At 62.1% G+C, this 19,011-nt stretch carries 16 protein-coding genes; 5 read left to right on the top strand and 11 right to left on the bottom strand.

The genetic code is table 11. The features are described 5' to 3' along the window. Nucleotides 1–3 precede the first annotated feature (3 nt). Entirely contained in the window at nucleotides 4–2,118 is a 2,115-nt protein-coding gene (locus ACFPN2_RS29380; RefSeq protein ID WP_380603349.1) for a TonB-dependent receptor, read from the bottom strand. 160 nt (nucleotides 2,119–2,278) lie between these two features. Between ACFPN2_RS29380 and ACFPN2_RS29385 the strand changes: the two genes are divergently transcribed. Genes ACFPN2_RS29385 through ACFPN2_RS29395 form a run of 3 tightly spaced genes read left to right on the top strand, consistent with a single transcriptional unit; the run spans nucleotide 2,279 to nucleotide 4,174 of the window. Continuing rightward, nucleotides 2,279–2,713, top strand: a complete 435-nt coding sequence (locus ACFPN2_RS29385; protein WP_380603351.1) for a hypothetical protein — start codon at nucleotides 2,279–2,281, stop codon at nucleotides 2,711–2,713. Continuing rightward, nucleotides 2,713–3,324: a TetR/AcrR family transcriptional regulator gene (locus ACFPN2_RS29390; protein ID WP_380603353.1), complete on the top strand. Its 612-nt coding sequence runs from the start codon at nucleotides 2,713–2,715 to the stop codon at nucleotides 3,322–3,324. The genes ACFPN2_RS29385 and ACFPN2_RS29390 overlap by 1 nt, the downstream gene beginning before the upstream one ends. Nucleotides 3,325–3,364: 40 nt before the next feature. Further along, nucleotides 3,365–4,174, top strand: coding sequence for a ThuA domain-containing protein (locus tag ACFPN2_RS29395; protein ID WP_380603355.1), 810 nt, complete (start codon nucleotides 3,365–3,367; stop codon nucleotides 4,172–4,174). On the opposite strand, the gene ACFPN2_RS29400 is transcribed toward ACFPN2_RS29395, so the two are convergent. Next, complete coding sequence (locus ACFPN2_RS29400) at nucleotides 4,095–5,495, bottom strand: APC family permease (protein ID WP_380603357.1); 1,401 nt, start codon at nucleotides 5,493–5,495, stop codon at nucleotides 4,095–4,097. The genes ACFPN2_RS29395 and ACFPN2_RS29400 overlap by 80 nt on opposite strands. A 3-nt stretch (nucleotides 5,496–5,498) precedes the next feature. Next, on the bottom strand, nucleotides 5,499–6,371 hold the full coding sequence (locus tag ACFPN2_RS29405; protein WP_380603359.1) for a class I SAM-dependent methyltransferase: 873 nt from the start codon (nucleotides 6,369–6,371) through the stop codon (nucleotides 5,499–5,501). Nucleotides 6,372–6,584: 213 nt separating this feature from the next. On the opposite strand from ACFPN2_RS29405, the gene ACFPN2_RS29410 reads away from it, so the two are divergent. Together ACFPN2_RS29410 and ACFPN2_RS29415 are read left to right on the top strand one after the other, a co-directional pair. After that, nucleotides 6,585–7,040: a (2Fe-2S)-binding protein gene (locus tag ACFPN2_RS29410; protein ID WP_380603361.1), complete on the top strand. Its 456-nt coding sequence runs from the start codon at nucleotides 6,585–6,587 to the stop codon at nucleotides 7,038–7,040. Then, nucleotides 7,037–9,256, top strand: coding sequence for a xanthine dehydrogenase family protein molybdopterin-binding subunit (locus ACFPN2_RS29415; protein ID WP_380603363.1), 2,220 nt, complete (start codon nucleotides 7,037–7,039; stop codon nucleotides 9,254–9,256). Before ACFPN2_RS29410 ends, ACFPN2_RS29415 begins: the two co-directional genes overlap by 4 nt. 2 nt (nucleotides 9,257–9,258) lie before the next feature. On the opposite strand, the gene ACFPN2_RS29420 is transcribed toward ACFPN2_RS29415, so the two are convergent. The 8 genes from ACFPN2_RS29420 to ACFPN2_RS29455 form a co-directional block, all read right to left on the bottom strand. After that, a complete protein-coding gene (locus tag ACFPN2_RS29420) occupies nucleotides 9,259–11,529 on the bottom strand; it encodes an esterase/lipase family protein (RefSeq protein WP_380603365.1) in 2,271 nt (756 codons plus the stop codon). A gap of 85 nt (nucleotides 11,530–11,614) precedes the next feature. Then, nucleotides 11,615–12,175 (bottom strand): NADPH-dependent FMN reductase, encoded by a 561-nt coding sequence (locus ACFPN2_RS29425; RefSeq protein ID WP_380603367.1) that lies wholly within the window; start codon nucleotides 12,173–12,175, stop codon nucleotides 11,615–11,617. 15 nt (nucleotides 12,176–12,190) lie between these two features. Beyond that, nucleotides 12,191–13,021, bottom strand: coding sequence for an alpha/beta fold hydrolase (locus tag ACFPN2_RS29430; protein WP_380603369.1), 831 nt, complete (start codon nucleotides 13,019–13,021; stop codon nucleotides 12,191–12,193). Next, entirely contained in the window at nucleotides 13,006–14,157 is a 1,152-nt protein-coding gene (locus ACFPN2_RS29435; RefSeq protein WP_380603371.1) for a cobalamin-independent methionine synthase II family protein, read from the bottom strand. The genes ACFPN2_RS29430 and ACFPN2_RS29435 overlap by 16 nt, the downstream gene beginning before the upstream one ends. A gap of 16 nt (nucleotides 14,158–14,173) precedes the next feature. Next, complete coding sequence (locus ACFPN2_RS29440) at nucleotides 14,174–14,710, bottom strand: VOC family protein (protein ID WP_380603373.1); 537 nt, start codon at nucleotides 14,708–14,710, stop codon at nucleotides 14,174–14,176. Between the two features lie 25 nt (nucleotides 14,711–14,735). Then, nucleotides 14,736–16,934 (bottom strand): TonB-dependent receptor, encoded by a 2,199-nt coding sequence (locus ACFPN2_RS29445; RefSeq protein WP_380603375.1) that lies wholly within the window; start codon nucleotides 16,932–16,934, stop codon nucleotides 14,736–14,738. Between the two features lie 22 nt (nucleotides 16,935–16,956). Next, nucleotides 16,957–18,108 (bottom strand): CaiB/BaiF CoA transferase family protein, encoded by a 1,152-nt coding sequence (locus ACFPN2_RS29450; protein ID WP_380603377.1) that lies wholly within the window; start codon nucleotides 18,106–18,108, stop codon nucleotides 16,957–16,959. Nucleotides 18,109–18,127: 19 nt separating this feature from the next. Next, on the bottom strand, nucleotides 18,128–18,937 hold the full coding sequence (locus tag ACFPN2_RS29455) for a citryl-CoA lyase (RefSeq protein WP_380606684.1): 810 nt from the start codon (nucleotides 18,935–18,937) through the stop codon (nucleotides 18,128–18,130). Nucleotides 18,938–19,011 lie beyond the last annotated feature (74 nt).

A 19,011-nucleotide genomic window follows, 5' to 3' on the forward strand; every position in this document is an offset into this window, starting at 1 on the left:
GCCTCAGAAGCCGACTTGATACAGCAGTCGGAAGCTCCGGCCCAATCCCTTGAAGTAGCGTACGTCGATGGGACTGGTCTGCGAGTAGTACGTGAAGTAATCCTCGTTGGTCAGATTCTGAACCGCCGCGGTCACGGTGCCACCGAAAGCAGCAATGTCGACGCTCAGATCGACGGTGGTATAGCCGTCGAACTCGTTGATCGTGACGCCGGCGCGGTTCTCGAAATCCCGATCTAACAAGTGATTCACCTGCAGTCGCGACGTGATCGACTTCGTCCAGGCGCGATCCCAACTCACATTCACCCGATCGGGCGCAATGTTGGCGCCGCCCAGATCCGAATCGACGCGACCGTCGGCATTGGAGTCGTAGCGGCCATCGGTCTGCGCATAACGCACGCCGAACGTATCGGCGTCCGTGACATGCCACGACGTGCGGAACTCGAAACCATCGATCACCGTCTTCTCGCGCTGAACCGTATAGATGCCGTCAGTGCCCCGCTGCAAGCGCTGGCCCAGATCGGAACTGGATTTGAAGTACGCGACTTGCGCATCCAGGATCGAGTTCTTGAATTCGAGGCCGACCTCGGTGTTCCGGGTCAGCACCGGCTGCAGATCGAGAAAGCTCTCGACACTTTGATTGGGAATATTGATGCCACGGAGCACGCGCCCCACGTCAGGCATGGAGAACGCTTCGGCCCGGTTGGCAAACACGCGCCACGAATCGGTCAATCGATACGTCGCACCGACGTTGTACAGCGTCTCGGTGAAGTCCGGCTCACCGCCGCGAACGAAACGACTGCCAGCCGACGCCAGCGTCGTGAAGTCATCCACCTTGAGCTTCGCCTTCTCATAACGCACGCCACCCGTCACCGTGAGACGATCGATGCCCGTGTAGTCGACCTGCAGGAAGGGCGCGTAGTTTTCGTAGCGTGACTTCGGCACCCAGCTGCGCCCGGTCTGAATCAACTCCTGCCAGGTCTCATCGATCAGCACGTCGAAGCCGTACACCAGTGTCACCGGCAACCCGGCGACATCGCGCTTGGACAAGGTCAGTTTGAAGCCCTGTTTTTCCGAGTTGTTCTGCGACTGATCGATCAGGTTCGGGCCGTAGGCGGGATCCTGGAAGGTGTCGAGCGGCGTGGCCTCGGCGCCATAGGTCGCTTCCAGATCCTGTGTGAACAGCTGTGCCCGCAGGTTCTGGCCGAGGAACACTTCGTTGGTGTACGTCAGCGCGAGATTCGTCACCTTGTTACGAGCGCCCTCGCCCGCGATATAACCTTTCACCGCGCTGCTCGGCACGCCGGTCGCAACGTTGCCGGGCACCGAGATCCAGTCGTTGTTGCCCTCGATGTCGTAACGATTGAACATCAGCTCGACGCGTTGATCGTCCCAGTCGTACCCGGTCTTGAGGAACGCGTTGATCGTGCGCGAATCCATCGTGTCGCCCTGGGTGTTGTCTGAGCCGATCACATCGCCATTGGCGTCGTAGCCGATGCCTGATTCGCGATAGCTGAGACTCGCCAGCACATCGGCATTGCCGAAGCGATTGGAGACGCTGTACGTCACGCCGTAATCGGCGCTCTCGCCCACGTCCTCGGTCTGGAACGTGCTGTCGACCCGAATGCTCTGCTCGAACTTCTCCGTCGGCCGCTTGGTGATCAGGTTGATGATGCCGCCCGAGGCCCCCAGGCCATGAATGGCATTCGCACCGTGCAGAACTTCGACGCGTGCGAGCACCGCCGAGTCGATGATGTGACCGTCGCGGCCGCCCTCGCGCAGCGGGCTCGACTGTGGAATGCCATCGATCATGTAGAGCGGCTTGCGACCGCGCAGACTTTCGCCCGCGTTGGTCATCTTCTGACGGCTCGGCGAAAAGCTCGGGATCAGATTGCCCAGCACCGTCGAGATGTCATTGTGAATGGCGAGCTGCTGTTCCAGCTCAGCCGAGCTGATGACGGTAACGGTATTTGGAATCGTGCTCAGCGGCCGCTCGATGCGGCTCGACGTGACCATCACCTCTTCGAGTTCCGTGCCCACGGTATCGGCGGCGAATGCCTGGCCGGCAACAATCGTCGTCGTCAGTGCGTGTGCGATTACCCAGAAAGGCCGGTTCGTCATGAGAGCGTCCACGAGCAATTGACGCGACGGGCCGGCGGGGGTCGCTAATAAGGTTTTAATGCCCCGCCATTATCATGGGGTCGGAGTCTCCATGCAACCCAAATGCGAGCCGTTCGCATTTATTTGACTACTGACTGACCGCCAGTCATTATTTGATCCCATGACACAGCACGATGTGAGCCAGTGGCCGCTGGTCGTATCCATCATCGACAGTCAGACCCTGACTGAAGACCTGCGCGAGGTCGCCGCGCGCTGGCGGGATTGGCTGTCATGGAACGAGCCGTTCGCAGCCTTGCAGATCTTCAGCGGCTGCGACGAAGGCCTGCTGGCCGAGCGCGATCGGGTGCTCGGCTGGTGGCTGGATGCGCAGCGTCGCTCCATTCGACGCAATGTCATCGGGCTCGCCTCGGTCATCCCCTGCGCTCATTATGAAAAGATGCCGCACATGGGGACGCACGAGCTGTTCGGCATACCGACCGCGACCTTCGCATCGATCAGCACCGCGCTGGTCTGGCTCGAAGCCCGCGCCTTCCGGCCACACGAGCTTGCGTTCAATCGCGCGGCCGTCGAAGCCACGCTCGCCGGCGTCGCATAGTGACGGCGCCAGCGAGAGCGCGGGGCCGCCCCCGCACCAAGCCAGCCGAGCTGCGCCGTGAAGAATTGCTCGATGCCGGGCAACGGCTGTTTGTCGAGAAAGGCATCGGCGCCACCAGCATCGATGAGATCGCGAGTGCCGCCCAGGTGGCCAAAGGCACCTTCTATCTGTACTTCCCTTCCAAGGAAGCGCTGCTGCACGCGATTCAGGAACGATTCGTCTCGAGCTTCCTGGAACGGCTGGAACAAGCCATGGACCGCTGCGGCCCGGGGCGCTGGCGACTGCGCCTGCAAACCTGGATCCGAACTCTGATCGAGGGGTATCTCGACCAGGTCCGGGTGCACGATGTGATCTTCCACGAGATTCATCAGGAATACGATCGACACTCGATGAGCAACAACGAAGTGATCGATCAGTTGACGACGCTCATCGGCGAAGGCGCCAAAGCCGGCGCGTGGACCAGCGAAGAGCCCCGCTCCACCGCGATCATGTTCTTCCACGCCCTGCACGGCGGCGTCGATGCCGCCATCGCCGATAGCAAGAAGGTCAACCGTGCAAAATTGATCCGAAGCATCACCACATTCGTCGAGCGGGCACTCAACGCGAAGTGAATCAGGCGAGGTCTTTTCGCGAGCGTCCCGGTAGCGCAAGATGCTCGCAGTTCTTCGCTACGGCGGTCTCATGAAGCATTTGAGAACTTGGTTGTTGGGTATGGTCGGCTGCCTGATCGCACCGATCACGTTTGCGCAGCAGTTCAGCGTCGCAGTGTTCAGCAAGACCGCCGGCTGGCATCACGAGTCCATCAATGAAGGCGTCACCGGGATCCGCGAACTCGGCAGGCTGCATCACTTCGAGGTGTTCTGGACGGAAGACCCCAATCGGCTGTTCAAGGACGAAGAGCTGTCCAAGCACGCGGCCGTCGTGTTCCTGCTGACGACCGGCGATGCCTTGAACGATGAGCAGCAGGCCACGTTCGAGCGTTATATTCGTCGCGGTGGCGGTTTCGTCGGCGTGCACAGCGCCGCGGACACCGAGTATCAGTGGCCTTGGTACACGAAGATGGTCGGCCACATGTTCAAGCGCCATCCCGCGATCCAGACCGCCATGGTCAACGTCGAGAGTCGAGACTTTCCTGGCATGGAACGTTTCGCCCAGCGTTTCCTCGCGACCGAAGAATGGTACGAGTTCGACGCCTCGCGCTCGCCTGCGATCAAATATCTATTGTCGGTGGATGAGTCGTCGTATCAACCGTCAGAGCAACGTCGGGCCGAGGCCAAAACCGTGCCCTTCCATCCGATCAGCTGGTATCAACCTTATGACGGCGGCCGTGCGTTCTACACGGCGCTGGGCCATCTGCCCGCCACCTATTCCGATCCGTTCTTCATGCACCACTTGTATGGCGGGATTTATTGGGCGGCGACCGGCGCAGGCGTAAAGCCAGCAACACCAGCCCGCCGCTGATCATCACCGCAAGCGCGACGTAGGTCGCGTTCTTCGACCCCGCGTACGTGATGCTCGAATAGAGCAAATACGCGCAGGTCGCGATGAACAGCAGCGGCAGTACCGGATAGAGCGGCACGCGGAACGGCCGAGTGCGCGCTGGATCTCGTCGACGCAGCACCAACAGCGCGATGCCGCTGAGCATGAAGAAAAACCAGAACACCGGCGCGGTGAATTCAACCATCGTGGAGAAGCCATCTTTCTCCAGCGCACCGAATACGATCAGCGCCAGCGCAATCGCCGCCTGCACGATGAAGCCCACGACGGGCGCGTGACGCTCGCCCTGCCACCGCCCCATGAAGCGCAGGGCCGGCCAGTCTTGCGCCAATGAATAATTACTGCGCGCACCGACGATCATGGTTGAGTTCATCGACGTGAGCGATGCGATCGCGACGATCACGCCGAGCAACTGAGCGCCAAACGAGCCGAACGCCCGCTCGATCACATCGATGCCGACCGCCTGGCTCGCCTCGAGCTGCTCGAAGCCCAGGCCGTGCAACACACTCGCGACGAAGAGCAGATAGGCGAGCGTGATGATGCCGATCGAGACGACCAGCGTTCGCACGATGGCCCGCGGCCCGCCGCGAACCTCGGCGGAGACATACGCCGCTTCGTTCCAGCCACCGAACGTCAACAGCACGAACACCATCGCAAGTCCGAACGCCCCCGCCCCCTCCGATGAAGCCGATGCGACCGCCGGCGCCGAGGGCTCCACTGTCATGCCCGCCACGGCGACCAGCAACACGCCGGAGATCTCCACCAGCGTGAGCGCGTTCTGCATTCGCGAGGAGCCGCGCAGCCCGATGAGATTGATCACCGTCAATATCACGGTCGCGAGCGCAGCGTACACGGCCGGCGAGTACTCGCCAAGACTGAACAAGCGGGTGAGATAGTCCCCGAGGATGAACCCGAGCAACGCGATCGATCCCGTACAGATCACGGCGCTGCGCGCCCATGCGAACAGGAAACTCACATTCTTCCCGTACGCTCGCGTGAGAAAAGTGTAATCCCCGCCCGCACTCGGATACGTCGTCGCCAACTCCGCATAGGTGAGCGCGCCGATCAACGACAGCACGCCGCCCAACACCCACGCGGTCATCATCAGCGTCGGTGAGCCCGCGATGCCTGCGACCAGCGAGGGGGTCTGAAAAATACCGGCGCCGATCACGATGCCGACCGTGATCATGGTCGCATCGAAGACGCTCAACGTCGGCGTCGGCACCGCGGGGGCATTCGAACGCGTGGCAATCTCCCCGGTCGCACCTTCGAGAGCTGAGCTCATGCGCTAATGACGCGTGCCAATGAACGTAGACGTCACGTCGTTACGCGTGACCTGGGCTTCGATTTGATTGCCCTTCAACTCACCTTTGAGGCGCGTCTGCACGTCGCCTTCGGAGAACATCATCTCGATCTTGTTGCCGCTCATCTCGGCGTTGCTGATGTCATCCGTGCCCTTGCCCACCGTGCCGGACAGCTTCTGGAACGTTTGCGCCAGATTCACATCGAACCGGTCATCGCCGCGTTGCTGCTTGAAGGTCCATTTGCCGGCGACCTCGGCGGGAACGATCCACAGATAAGCCGCGCCGTCGGTGGACACCGAGCTTTCATCGGGCCGCCAGTCGTCCATCAGAAACGAATGCGACACCACGCGCGTGCCGGGCTTCATTTTCAAGAGGGTCGGACGCAGGCGCAGATTCAGTTCCGGCAGCAGATACAGCGTGATGACGCTCGCCGAGCTGAAGTCGGTCTCGAAGATGTCGCCCTGGACCACTTTGACCTTGTCGCCGACGCCTTCCGCCTTCACCAGGCATTGCGCCAGTTGCGCCATGTCGGGGTTGTATTCGACACCGATCGCGCGAGCGCCGAACTGCTTCGCGGCCGCGATGGCGATCTTGCCGTCGCCGGCGCCGAGGTCGTACACCAGATCGTTCTTACCGACCTGCGCCATCTCGAGCATGCGGGTGACCAGCGGATCGTTGGTCGGTACCCAGACCACATCCTTGCCGGGCTGACCGGTGCTGGGCTTATATGATTTCTCGCACTCTTCGCGAGTGACCCCAGCCCCAAGCGCTTGCGCTGCAATCACGCTCGTCAGCAGGAGTCCAGCCGCTGAGGCGCGCAGCCACGGTTGCAAACGATGGCGAATCGGCATCGACATGTTCGATCCTCCCCGGGACAGTGGATTGGAACGCCGCGTCAGCTGAGAAAGTTCACCGACAATAGCGTCATCGAATGACTCTCGTGGCGCACGGATTGCGCATCGTAGTCTCAGTAATTAGCGCACGTCACGCGAAAACAGGAACCTGTCCGTGACACAAGCCGTCCTTGTACGCCGTCACCCGCCCGCTGTAGCTCCGTCATGGAGGCTGAAATGTCCGCCCTTACCGTCAATGGCCAATCCCATTCCGTGGACGTTCCTCCCGACATGCCCCTGTTATGGGTGCTTCGAGATGTCGTGGGACTGACCGGCACGAAGTTCGGCTGCGGAATTGCCGCGTGCGGCGCGTGTACGGTACATGTCGATGGCCAGCCCACTCGCTCGTGTGTCACGCCCGTTTCTGCCGTCGCCGGCAAGAAGATCACGACCATCGAGGCCATGGAACAGGATCCGGTCGGCCGCAAAGTCCAGGCGGCCTGGCGTGAAGTCGACGTGGTCCAGTGCGGGTACTGCCAGTCCGGGCAGATCATGTCGGCCACTGCCCTGCTCGCCACCAAGCCACGCCCCACCGACGCCGATATCGATGCAGCCATGGCCGGCAACATCTGTCGATGCGGCACCTATGGACGCATTCGTACGGCCATCAAGCGCGCGGCGGAGAGCACATGAACGCAGTCATCTGCACGCTCAGCGAACAGAGCACGTCGCGACGACGGTTTCTACAAGGCGGCAGTGGCCTGCTGTTGGGCTTTGCCTTGCCCGGATTCGGCGCCGAGCAACCCCGGAATGAGAAGCCGCCGGAAGCTGCGGTCGGCCATGCGACCAGCGCGGTCACGCAGGAGTCTTCCGGGCTGGAACCGAATGCATTCATCCGGATCGATCGCGCCGGCGTCGTGACCCTGATCATCCATAAGGTGGAAATGGGCCAGGGAACATTCACATCGCTACCCATGCTGCTCGCCGAAGAGCTGGAAGTCGATTTGAATCGAGTCAAGCTGGAACAGGCTCCTGCTGACAACTCACGCTACGGCGATCCGTTGTTGGGCGGTCAAGTGACCGGCGGCAGCACCTCGATTCGCGCCACCTGGAAACCGCTGCGTCAGGCCGGCGCGACCGCGCGGACCATGCTCGTCTCGGCAGCGGCACAACAATGGAAGGTCGATCCGAGCACCTGTATCGCACGCAATGGCGTCGTCACGCACCAGCCCAGCAATCGTTCGCTCAACTACGGTCAGCTGGTCGAGACGGCCGCAAAACTGCCGGTGCCCAAGGACGTGAAGCTCAAAGAGCCGAAGGATTTCACGCTCATCGGTAAAGCGCACAAGCGTCTCGACTCGCCCGCCAAGGTCGACGGCAAAGCGCAGTTCGGCATCGATGTGAGATTGCCGAACATGAGTGTCGCGGCCGTCGCGATCTCCCCGGTGTTGGGTGGCAAGCTCGCCTCGGTCGACGATAAGAAAGCGATGGCAGTCAAAGGCGTGCGCCAGGTGATCAAGCTCGACCGTGCGGTCGCCGTGCTCGGCGATCACATGTGGGCCGCCAAACAAGGGCTCGCGGCGCTCTCGCCCAAATGGAACGAAGGCAACAACGCGTCGCTGACCACCGAGACTCTCGTTGCGGGCTTGCGGGCCGCGTCGGAGAAACAAGGCGCGGTCGCGCGCAACGATGGCCAGGCGACCCAGGCCATCGGCCAGGCGCCTCGCAAGATTGAAGCAATCTACGAAATGCCTTACCTCGCGCACGCGACCATGGAGCCGATGAACTGCACCGTCGACCTGCGCAACGGCTTATGCGAGCTCTGGGTGGGCACACAGGTGCCCGCGCTCGCTCAAGGGACCGCCGCCAAGATCACCGGCCTGTCGCTGGACAAAGTGCGCGTTCACAATCATTACCTCGGTGGCGGCTTCGGGCGCCGGCTCGAAACAGACTTCATCGCGCTGGCCGTGGAAATCGCCAAGCAGGCGAACGGCCCGGTGAAGGTTGTTTATTCGCGCGAGGACGATATCCAGCACGACATGTATCGTCCCTACTATCTCGATCGCCTGTCAGCAGGCCTCGACGCCAGGGCCATGCCCATCGGCTGGTTTCACCGCATCACCGGCTCTTCCATCATGGCGCGCTTCGCGCCGGCGGCCGTGCAGAACGGCATCGACAGCGATGCGGTCGAAGGCGCGAAAGATCAGCCATACGCCATTCCCAATGTCCGCGTGGAATACGTGCGGCACGAATCCGATGTGCCGACTGCATTCTGGCGCGGTGTCGGCGCGACTCACAACGTCTGGGTGGTCGAAAGTTTCATCGACGAGCTGGCGGCCGCGGCCAAGCAAGATCCGCTCGCCTATCGACAAGCGCTGTTACAAAACCAGCCTCGCATGCGCACGGTGCTCGATCTCGCGGCAAGCAAAGCGGGATGGTCCAAGCCGATGCGTCCCATCGAAGGCCGGCGCGTCGGCCGCGGCATCCAGGTGCAATTCGCGTTCGGCAGTTACATGAGTCAGGTCGCGGAAATTTCCGTCGGTCCGGATGGCGACGTGCAGGTTCATCGCGTGGTGTGCGCGCTCGACTGCGGGCAGATCGTGAATCCCGACACCGTCATCGCGCAGATTGAAAGCGGCGTCATCTTCGGGCTGAGTGCCGCACTGTGGGGCGAGATCACTTACGACAAAGGCCGCGTGCAACAGAACAACTTCACCGACTATCGTGTGATCCGGATCAACGAGGCGCCCGCCATCGAGGTTTATATGGTGAAGAGCAACGATGCGCCGGGCGGCATCGGCGAGCCCGGCTGTTCCGCCATCGCGCCGGCATTGACCAACGCGATCTTCGCCGCCACCGGCAAGCGCTTGCGCAAGCTGCCCGTGACGGCGACGTCGCTGAAAGCGTAGCGTCAGCGCTGCGCGACGAGATTGCCCGGCCTCGTGGTGTTTTGCCAGGCCGCGATGACCGCTTCGCGCGGCTGCGCAGCCGTGTTCTCCAATCTCAGCTTCCACGTGCCTGCACCGACCGGCTTGTCGATGACGATGGAACGAAACGTCGCATTGGCCTCAGCCGTCTTCGTGAGATTCCTACCGACGACGGCGCCCTTGTCGTCGAACAATGTCGCGGACACATCGCTCGCCGCCATGAATGTGATGCCGACGTTCACGGCTTGTTTCACCGGGATGTCCACATCGACAGCTTGCTTGGCCGTCAACGTCACAGCCTTCGCGAAATCCGGCTTCAATGCTTCCTTTGGCGCGGGCGCGGCGGCAAGCTGGTACGACGCATTCATGAAGCGCGCTTCGCCCTGCCCCCAGGAATTGTCACTTCCCAGATTCGGCGCGGCCGGCGCGTGATTGCCGGACGGCCCGATCCCCAAGCGCGGCCGGATGAAAGTCGAAAACGTTTCCGTGCCGATCATGTCGGTGTGCAGACGGGTCTGAGTCACACGATCGGCAATCGTCCAGTGCGCCGACGGGACCGGCACGAAGCCATCGTTCGGCACGATGGTCTTGCACATGTTCGGCAGCGCATCGCCCGCCAGTGACGCGAGCTTCACGCCGCGACTCTGAGGGAATCGACGGTTGAACTGCGCCATGTCGTCCTGACGAATGTCTTGAATGACGTACGGCGTCTTGCCGGTGAGCCGGAATGCGATGTCCATGACATCGGCGCAGGGCGTGCCCATGTTCGGCGTGGCCAGCATCAGCAGATGCGAGACTTGCGGCCGACCGTCCTGATACGGTGCTGGCATCAACGCGTTGATGTAATAGCGACCGATGAGCCCACCCACCGAATGCGCGACCACATCGACGTGCCATGCATTTCGATTCTCCTGGGCGTATGTGATGTAACGGCCCAGCACCGCCGCGTTGTCCGGCATCGTGTTGGTCTGCTCGGACGAGAACACGTCGCGGCCCGTGTTGATGATTCCCCTGCTGGTGACTTCACCCACCGGGAATGCTTTCCAATCGTAGGAATGCGACGTGGTCAGGATGTTCTGCCAGGACTCGAATACGGTCCAGTTGCTCCACAGACCATGCACGAGCACCAGCGGCTTGGGCGCGACCTTCAGGTTCTGCACCATCTGGTTGACGACTCGATTGCGTTCCTTGAGCTCGGCCTTGATCCGTTGCACGAGACGCGGCCGTCCGTCGTCGTACCAGGCGTAGCCGGAGGAATCCCAGAGCATTTCCACGTCCTTGGTTTCGCCTGGCCCGACGCTCACTGACAACGCGGTATCGCCGAGCGCTTTGTCCGGCTTCGCGCCATCCCATTTGTCGCCGCGATAGGTTTCTTTGAAGACCACCTCGGCGCTCTTCTGCTCAGCCGAGGCATTCAGCACGCGGGCTTTGATCTTCACCAGGTTGCCGTCGATCGTGCCCCGCTCCTCGGCGATGGATTGCCACTGGTTCCAGTTCGGGAATTTCATGTCCTCGAACTCGATGGCAATGAGGCGCAACGGCGCGCCACACTTCTCCAGATTCCAGGTCATCCGCTCGGTGACATTCACATTCGTCACCGCATACGAGCCCGAGATCCGATTGGGACTGGAAGGATTGACGCGATCGCGGCCGCTGCTGCTCAACGCACCGCCTTCCACCTCCACTTGCGTCGGCGGCATGGTGGTGGTCTTGCCTTCCTTCGGCCGGCATTGACCGCTGTAAGTCGCACTCTCCGACGCCGACCGCTGCGCCTTGATACGCGGGACGGATACGCTGACCGAGTACGTGCCGTCATCGTTCATGCCGACGCTCACATTGGCGTCGCCACTGCCATTACCCGAGATCGACGACTGCTTGGTGAAGTTGCCGGACATCGTCTGCCAGGTCTTGCCCTGGTCGCAGGAGTTCTTTTCGGTGGACGAGGCGGTTTCGTTGAACGTCTGCTGATGCGTGACGGTGGCCCTGCCGATGCTGCCATCATCCTCGCTGTCCGGATCTTCGAGGACAGCAACGTTCGCTTTGAATTCGTAGTACAGCCGCGACTGCTTGTAATCCAGACCGCGATTCGAGACTCGCTCGACCGTCTTCTCGTCATCGACTTGCAGCGTGCGGCTGTAGGTTACCGAGCCGGTCCACGCGCCCGACGCACACGACGGCCCGCTCTGCGCGAGCACAGGAGCGCCCGACCACAGCACGGCCGCGGGAATGAGCACGAACAAGGAATGCGAACGCATGAAGCTCTCGGAGACTGCAGGTGGCGCATTGTTTCAATCTCATGCGCTGGCCGGCATCACTCCGAAGAGCCACGTCGAGGAACTACTACCCCGATGATCTCGGAAATCTCTCCAGCCACATCGCGAACGCTTGCAGGAAAACGGTCAGGAACTCACGCGTGGGTGCATGCTGCAGGCGGCCGCTGTCGTCGAATAATGTGGCGACGGCAGGAATGTAAGCTTCAGGATGAGGCATGGCGGCGAGGTTCACGGCCAACAACACCTGCCGCAGGTGATGTGCGGCCGCCATGCCCCCGAGCGCACCCGGACTCTGGCCTATGACTCCCGCGGGCTTGCCATCCCACGCGCTTTGTCCCCACGGACGCGAACCCACGTCGAGCGCGTTCTTCAGCACTCCTGAAATGCTGCGATTGTATTCTGGCGTGACGAACAGAATTCCATCGGCGCTCCGCACTTGCTGTCTGAATCGCGTCCACGGCGCCGGTGGCGAGCCGGTTTCCAGATCCTCGTTATAGAACGGCAGGTCGCCGATCTCGATGTCGAAGAATTGCAGGGATGGCGGCGCAAGCTCCGGCAGCGCGCGGGCCGTGAGCCGCGTGAATGCGCCATTGCGCAGGCTACCGACGATCAAGCCTATCTTCGCCATCTGCTCCTCCAACAATCACATGACTGCGCCGGCGGCCATCGCCGGCTGGCTCGAAAAGAAATCGCGCAGCGCCCTCACATACGCATTCGGATCATCCAACGCAGCGAGATGCCCCGCCCCGCGCAACACCTCCAAGCGCGCATCCGGCAACGTTCGAGCCATCCGGGTTGCAATGGATCGACGCTGCGGGGAGTCGTGTTCGCCGCTCAGAACCAGCGTCGGCACATTCACGCTCAGCAAGTCACGCTCGGAAAGCAGCGGCGACTGCGCTGGCTCGTTCAATAAATCCTGCGCGGGATACCGAACGACGATTTCACGCAGCAGCGTGTGTGCGCGGGGCGAGCCTGTATGGAGTTTCATGAAAGGGTGCTGTAGCCACAGGCTGCGAAATGCATCCACGCCATCGACACCGATCCGCCGCCGGTATTCATCGATGGGAATCTCCTTCGTGCCGACGGACTGCGGCCAACCTTCCGCCGGCGGACCGTCCAGCACCAGACACGAGACTCGTTCCGGATGTTTCATCGCCCAGCGCAAAGCGACGCGAGCGCCTTGTGACATTCCGACAATCGCCGCGCGCGTGATGGAGAACGATTCCAGCAAGCGGTCGATATCCTGCACGTCCTGCTCGAGGCCAGGCACCCCGGAGGAGCGACCGAAGCCCCGTCGATCGAACGCGATCACCCGATATCGATCGGCCAGCAGATCGATCTGTGCTCGCCACATTTCCAGATCGAGCGCCCACCCGTGCACCAGCACGATGGCCGGACCGTCTCCAGCACTCCGCGTCCGCAGGCATGCGCCTTCCACCTCGATGTATTGGGCGCCGCTCAGTGTCGCCCCCACAAGCGCTCGGAGGCGATGGCCGCGCCCTCCGACAGTGACTTCAGCTTGAGATAAGCAACGTCCGGATCGACGGGCCCGAATCCGGCGAACGTGCCGAAGCCACAGTCAGTGCCGGCCAGGACCCGCTCACGACCCACCCCATCGGCGTAACGACACAGGCGCTCCGCGACCAGCAACGGATGCTCGATGTAGTTGGTCGTGGAGCTGATGACCCCGGGAATCAGCACCTTGTCTTCGGGCAGTCGCTGCTCACGAAACACGGACCACTCGTGCTCGTGGCGCGGATTGGCACCCTCGATCAACAATCCCTGCACGCGCGCTCCGAGCACGATCGGCAGCAAGTGTTCCAGCGGCACATCGTGGTGATGCGGGCCTTCGTAGTTGCCCCAACACACGTGCATGCGCACGCGATCGGCGGGCACGTTACGCAAGGCATGGTTCAGTACCTCCACGTGACGCGAGGCGCTGCGAAGGAACTCATCGGCGGTGTGGTGGCGATACATCGTATGCCGGCCCATCGCGAGGTCCGGAGCATCGATCTGCAACAGCAGGCCGGCGTTGACGATCAACTCATATTCGGCGCGCATCGCTTCGGCGACCGCTTCGAGATAGTCGTCTTGGGTGCGGTAATAGTCGTTGGGTTGAAACAGCGCGATCACGCCCGGCGAGGCGGCATTGAGGAAGCCTTCGGCCGGCGCGGCTGCATCGATGGCCGCTTGCAGGTTATCGACGTCGGTTTGCGCCGGACGCAGATCGCTGACGCGAATCTCCGCCACGCAGCGCGGCCGCTGGTATTTGGCCGTTGCCCCGGTCTCCGCGAGCTTTTTCAAGATGCGCGGGAACTCCACCAGATCCTGACCCGGCTCGCGCGGTGTATCGCCCGCGAATCCCGTCAATCGGTCCTTGATGTAGGTGGCATAGCTGATCTTGCTCATCTCGCCATCGCTCACGACGTCCACGCCGCTAGCCACCTGGCGGCGTACCGCGTCTTTTACCCCGTCGGCAATGGTGGCGCGGGCGGTCGGTTCGTCGAGCGGCTCCCCTCGCTCGCGACCGAACAGCACGTCGGTGACCGCCTGCGAACGCGGCAGACTCCCGACGAGTGTGACCAGTATCCGATCCGTGCTGGTCTTCAAGAGGCCCCCTCCCCGATCAACGAAACATATTGTTGGAACGATGTTCGCCCGCGAGCCAGCGCTTGAGCTCCGCATGCGCGTCGGCCCGGCGCGTGGCGTTGATTTTTTCCACCTCGGGATGATCGACGGTGAACTCGACGATCATACCGTCCGGATCGACCGCGTACAGCGAACGGCAATAGCCGTGCTCGAGGACATACATCTTCGGCTCGGTATAACCGGCCGCGCGCAGCCGCTGTTCGATGCCCTTCTGCACGTCCCCATCCACTTTGAGCGCGACGTGATGAAATGGTGTCTCCGGCATCTTCGGCCCGAACAGCGCCTGATCCTCCGGCCGCGCGAATTGAAAGAATGCGAGCGCGCTGCCATCGCCGAGCCCGAAGAACAGGTGACAGTAGGTGCGCTCGGCACCGAACAGCTCGTCGGACTCGCACCACGCCGCCATCAGCGGCAGGCCGATGACGTCCTCGTAGAACTGGCGCGTCGCCTCCAGGTTCTTGGCAACGTAGGCTGTGTGATGCAGCCGGGACGGCAGTTTATTGGTCGTGGCCATGTCAGTGCTCCTGTGATCCTCGCAACTAGAACCGGTACGTCAGATCGACGCCCCAGCGCCGCGGCAGTGCTTTAAAAACAAAGTTGTTGGTATAGCCGGGATTGGGAAAGAACTGCGGGCCCGGCGACCACTCCGCGTTGTACTCCTCATCGGTGAGATTCTTCACCCACGCCGTCGCGGACCACCGGCCGCCGTCCAATCCCAGTCGCACGTTCAGCAGTTCCACCGGATCGCGCTCGGTGGCGTTATCCGGATAGAACCACGTCGGCCCGATCGCTTCGAAATCCGTGCGCACCAACACGCTCAACGTCTCGCCGAGGTGACGGCGATACTGTAGCCCGAGATTCGCACTGTACTCCGACACCAGCGGCGCCTGGTTGCCCACATCGGTAGCTGCGCGGTCGGACTGTTTGATCTCGCTGTCCGTGTAGCCCAGCCCGAGGAACGCATCGAACCCATCGGCGAGCGCCGCCTTCAGCTCCAGCTCCATGCCCTGGTAGTCGACGCGGTCGAGATTACCCAGATTCTGCGTGCTGGTGTTCGGATCGAACACAAAGAAATACGAGCCCTCGGCGCGCGTGTAGTAAGCGTTCACGCTCGCACTCAGGCGGCGGTCGAAGAATTCGGCCTTCGCACCGATCTCATAAGTGTTGGCAGTCTCTGCGTCGAACAGATCATCGATGCCTGCAATGCCCGCGGCCGAGACCCCGGTTTGATTGAAGCCGCCGCTGCGAAAGCCGCGGCTATAGCCGGCGAACAGCATCGAATCGTCGGTGGGCTTGAAACGCAGCGTGATCTTCGGCTGCCATTCATCCCACGTGTGCTTGCGAACCTGCCCCGGCTGCGCGAGACCGACCAGGGACGCCGGAATGAACTCGGCCGGTGTTTTGGTGGTGTTCTCACGCTCGTCGCGGTCGTAACGCATGGCCAGCGACAACTCCATACGAGACGTGAGATCGATGTCGACGTTGCCGAACACCGCCCACGCGAAGTTGTCCTGCGAGTCGGCAAGATAGGTGAACTGCGGGTTGAACAGCGGCAGTGGCTGCCGACGCACTTGTGGCACCACCCCGGTGCCCAGATCGAAAACGTTGCCGGTGGAGATGAAACGATCGGTGGCGATGCCGTACACACCGGCGATCCAGCGCACGCGCCGCTCGGCGGGTGAGGTAAAGCGTAGCTCCTGGCTGATTGCATCGACGTCCAGGTACTGGTGCTGGGCCTGGTCGGCGCCGAAGGGAAACAGCACCGACTCGGGGATGGGCAGAAAGTTGAACTGGTCGCCGGTCAAGATTTCCTCGAGCGTGTCATAGGAGCTCACCGAAGTGAACGTGCCGGCGCCGGTCTCATAATCCAGCTTCAGCGACACACCATACATGTCACGCTGGTCCACTCCCGGGTTGTTCACACGCACCGGCAGGCTGGTGTCGTTGACGCTCTCGGTGATGTTGAAGTAGAGCGCCTGCGTATCGACCTGCGATGAATTGAATCTCAAGTCGGCGGTAAACGCTTCGGTCGGTTCCCATAGCAGGCGCACGCGCGTCGACACATCCCGGAAGGGATCCGCCTCCTCGCCGAGAAACGCATTGTCGATGTAGCCGTCGGTTTCGAAGTAGGAAGCGGCGACACGATATTTCAACGTATCGCTGATCGGGCCGCTGACACTACCGCGCAAGCGCTGCCCCGGGCCCGACTCGTAACCGGCGGTGATGCTGCTTTCAAAGGTATCGGTGGGCCGCTTGGTATTCACGATGATGGCGCCGCCGATGGCGTTGCGACCATAGAGCGCGCCTTGCGGTCCCTTGAGCACCTGAATGCTTTCGATGTCGACCAGTTCCTGGTTGAACTGCGATGGATTCACCATCAGCACACCGTCGATGAGCACGGCCACGGAGGGCTCGCTGTTGCGCGCTTGTGAAATACCGCGCACGGTCACAAACGAGGTTCCCTGATTCTGTGTCTGCACCAGACTCATGTTGGGCGTGAGATCGATGAAATCCTGCGGCCGCTCGATGCCCGCCGCTTCGATATCGGCGGCCGTGAACACGTTGATCGCGACCGGCACGTCGAGCACGGATTCATCGCGCTTGCGCGCCGACACGATCACTTCCTCCAGATTGGCGCCCTGCACCCGTTGCTGATCCTGAGCGGGCAAATCGAACGGGCTCATGCACAGCGCCGCGGACGCGCCAGCTAACACCAGCCCTCGCCTCTTGGTAGTCATTCTCGCTCCCCCTGACTCGCCGTTAACTTTTCTCGGGCCAGCCTCCGCCTGCAGCCAAGGCATCACGAATCGCCGCGCCGTGCTCGTTGAGCTGCGGCGCCGATGTCACTCGCTCCGACCTCACACCGTCGAACTGCACGGGCGGGCGCACCGCGCGCTTGCCGCCGCTCGCCGCGTCCACCGGCACGATCAGTCCGAGATGGCGTACCTGCGGATCCTCGACGACCTGGTCGATACGGTTGATGGGCGCGAACGGCACATCGTTGCGCTCGAGCTGTTCGGTCCAGTGACGCAAGGGATGGCGCGCGAACAGCGCAGCGAGCTCGCCGCCAAGTGCCTCGTAGTGCTCGATGCGTCCCTGTCGGGTGCGGAAGCGTGGGTCGGCGCTCAACGGCTCGCTATCCAGCGCGCTCGTGAGTCCTTGCCAGAACTTTTCGATCGACGACAGATGAATCGCGATCAACTCGCCATCGGCGGTGCGAACGATGTACGCCTGCGCCAGACGCGGACGATCGCTCGACGTCGGCACCTGATTCAGCGCGAAGAACGCGGCGAACGGCTCCACCGCGAAGTGCGCCATCGCCTCGAGCATCGAGACTTCGACGTGCCGGCCGCGAGCGGTGCGCGAACGCTCGAACAACGCGCCAAGAACGCCGAACGCCGCGTAGATTCCGGTGATCGCATCGGCAAGCGCCGGCCCAAGAAACCGTGGGCGTTCCTCATCGACGACGACACTGAGAAAACCGCTCAGCGCCTGAGCCACCGAGTCGTAGCTGGGGCGGTCGACGTACGGTCCGCTCGACCCGAAGCCACTGATCGAACAATAGATCAGGCGCCAGTTCAGCTCGCGCAGCCGACCGACGCCGGCGCCAAGGCGCTCGGCGGTGCCGGGGCGGAAGTTCTGGATATAAACATCCGCGTTCCGCACCAGGCAGTCGAATGCGCCTCGGTCGGCTGGCTGGTGCAGATCGAGCGCAATGCTGCGCTTGTTGCGGTTATAGGCTTGGAAGTGAGGTGAGAACTGTCCGCCCTGATAACTGCGATATGGATCGCCTGCCGGACTTTCGACCTTGATCACATCAGCGCCAAGATCCGCGAGCATCATGCCGGCGCACGACCCGGTGATGAACGTGCCTTGCTCGACGACGCGGATGCCAGAGAGGACGGATTGCATGACGTCTTCCGTTGCTCCGTTACTGATCGGATGCCACGAAGCCTTCCGGCTTGCGCCCGTCATAGTCGACCGCCGCCGCGCCGGCATGAGAAAGCACGAAGCCGATGGGCCGGGTCCGCTCTTCCAGCAAGTGCGCAATGAGACTTGCGGTACGCGCAAGCAGTGGCGCACCTCTTAGCGCGAGCAGCGGATAGCCCGCATCCAGAAGCGTCGCCGGAATGGCGGCCGATACATTCATCGCAAGTGGCTTGCCCGTCATCTCTGGCAGCACGAGCGCGATGGCTTGCGCGGCCTCGGTGTGGCGGCCACAAACACCGAGCTCACTGGCAACGGCGAGCAACCGTCGAGCACGCGGGTCGTAATCTTTGTGCAGCGGATGGCCGTAGCCCGGAATCGCTCGCTGCGCGGCTCGATACTCGCCAACGATCTCGCGTGCCGCCGCTCGCATCGATTTGTTTGATTCCGCTCGCGTCACCGTTTCATGCAACAGCCGACCGGCATCTTCGGAAGCCCCCAGAATGACCGAGCCACACCCGAGCAGCCCCGCCGCCACCGCACCTTGCAGCGCCTCGGGAGCGGCTGCGAGCGTCATGCGAGCTGCCTGCACGCTCGGCACCAGCCCATGCTCGGCGATCGCGACGAGCACAGCGTCGAGCACGCGACGTTGGGCTTCGCTCGGCAATTCCCCGGTCACCAGCAACCAGACATGTTCGGTAAAAGAAATGCGTCCGACCAGCTCCTCGCACAAATCATGTCCCCGCACGAGGATGGCCGCCTCGTTCGAGGTGGAGATCGCCGAGGCGCGATGCGCCTGACGACCGATCTTCATGCGCGCACCCGACATCCAGATTGCATGGACCTGGATATTCTTTCGCATACCGAATATAACTTCGTCATGCGAAT

The sequence above is a fragment of the Steroidobacter flavus genome, from assembly GCF_042651805.1.
Lineage (GTDB): Bacteria > Pseudomonadota > Gammaproteobacteria > Steroidobacterales > Steroidobacteraceae > Steroidobacter > Steroidobacter flavus.

What these genes read in the sequence shown, in the direction of transcription:
- ACFPN2_RS29455 (WP_380606684.1), bottom strand. Translation starts at nt 18,937, where the DNA reads ATGAAGATCGGTCGTCAGGCGCATCGCGCCTCGGCGATCTCCACCTCG.
- ACFPN2_RS29410 (WP_380603361.1), top strand. Translation starts at nt 6,585, where the DNA reads ATGTCCGCCCTTACCGTCAATGGCCAATCCCATTCCGTGGACGTTCCT.
- ACFPN2_RS29405 (WP_380603359.1), bottom strand. Translation starts at nt 6,371, where the DNA reads ATGTCGATGCCGATTCGCCATCGTTTGCAACCGTGGCTGCGCGCCTCA.
- ACFPN2_RS29380 (WP_380603349.1), bottom strand. Translation starts at nt 2,118, where the DNA reads ATGACGAACCGGCCTTTCTGGGTAATCGCACACGCACTGACGACGACG.
- ACFPN2_RS29450 (WP_380603377.1), bottom strand. Translation starts at nt 18,108, where the DNA reads ATGCAATCCGTCCTCTCTGGCATCCGCGTCGTCGAGCAAGGCACGTTC.
- ACFPN2_RS29400 (WP_380603357.1), bottom strand. Translation starts at nt 5,495, where the DNA reads ATGAGCTCAGCTCTCGAAGGTGCGACCGGGGAGATTGCCACGCGTTCG.
- ACFPN2_RS29440 (WP_380603373.1), bottom strand. Translation starts at nt 14,710, where the DNA reads ATGGCCACGACCAATAAACTGCCGTCCCGGCTGCATCACACAGCCTAC.
- ACFPN2_RS29445 (WP_380603375.1), bottom strand. Translation starts at nt 16,934, where the DNA reads ATGACTACCAAGAGGCGAGGGCTGGTGTTAGCTGGCGCGTCCGCGGCG.
- ACFPN2_RS29425 (WP_380603367.1), bottom strand. Translation starts at nt 12,175, where the DNA reads ATGGCGAAGATAGGCTTGATCGTCGGTAGCCTGCGCAATGGCGCATTC.
- ACFPN2_RS29415 (WP_380603363.1), top strand. Translation starts at nt 7,037, where the DNA reads ATGAACGCAGTCATCTGCACGCTCAGCGAACAGAGCACGTCGCGACGA.
- ACFPN2_RS29385 (WP_380603351.1), top strand. Translation starts at nt 2,279, where the DNA reads ATGACACAGCACGATGTGAGCCAGTGGCCGCTGGTCGTATCCATCATC.
- ACFPN2_RS29420 (WP_380603365.1), bottom strand. Translation starts at nt 11,529, where the DNA reads ATGCGTTCGCATTCCTTGTTCGTGCTCATTCCCGCGGCCGTGCTGTGG.
- ACFPN2_RS29395 (WP_380603355.1), top strand. Translation starts at nt 3,365, where the DNA reads ATGCTCGCAGTTCTTCGCTACGGCGGTCTCATGAAGCATTTGAGAACT.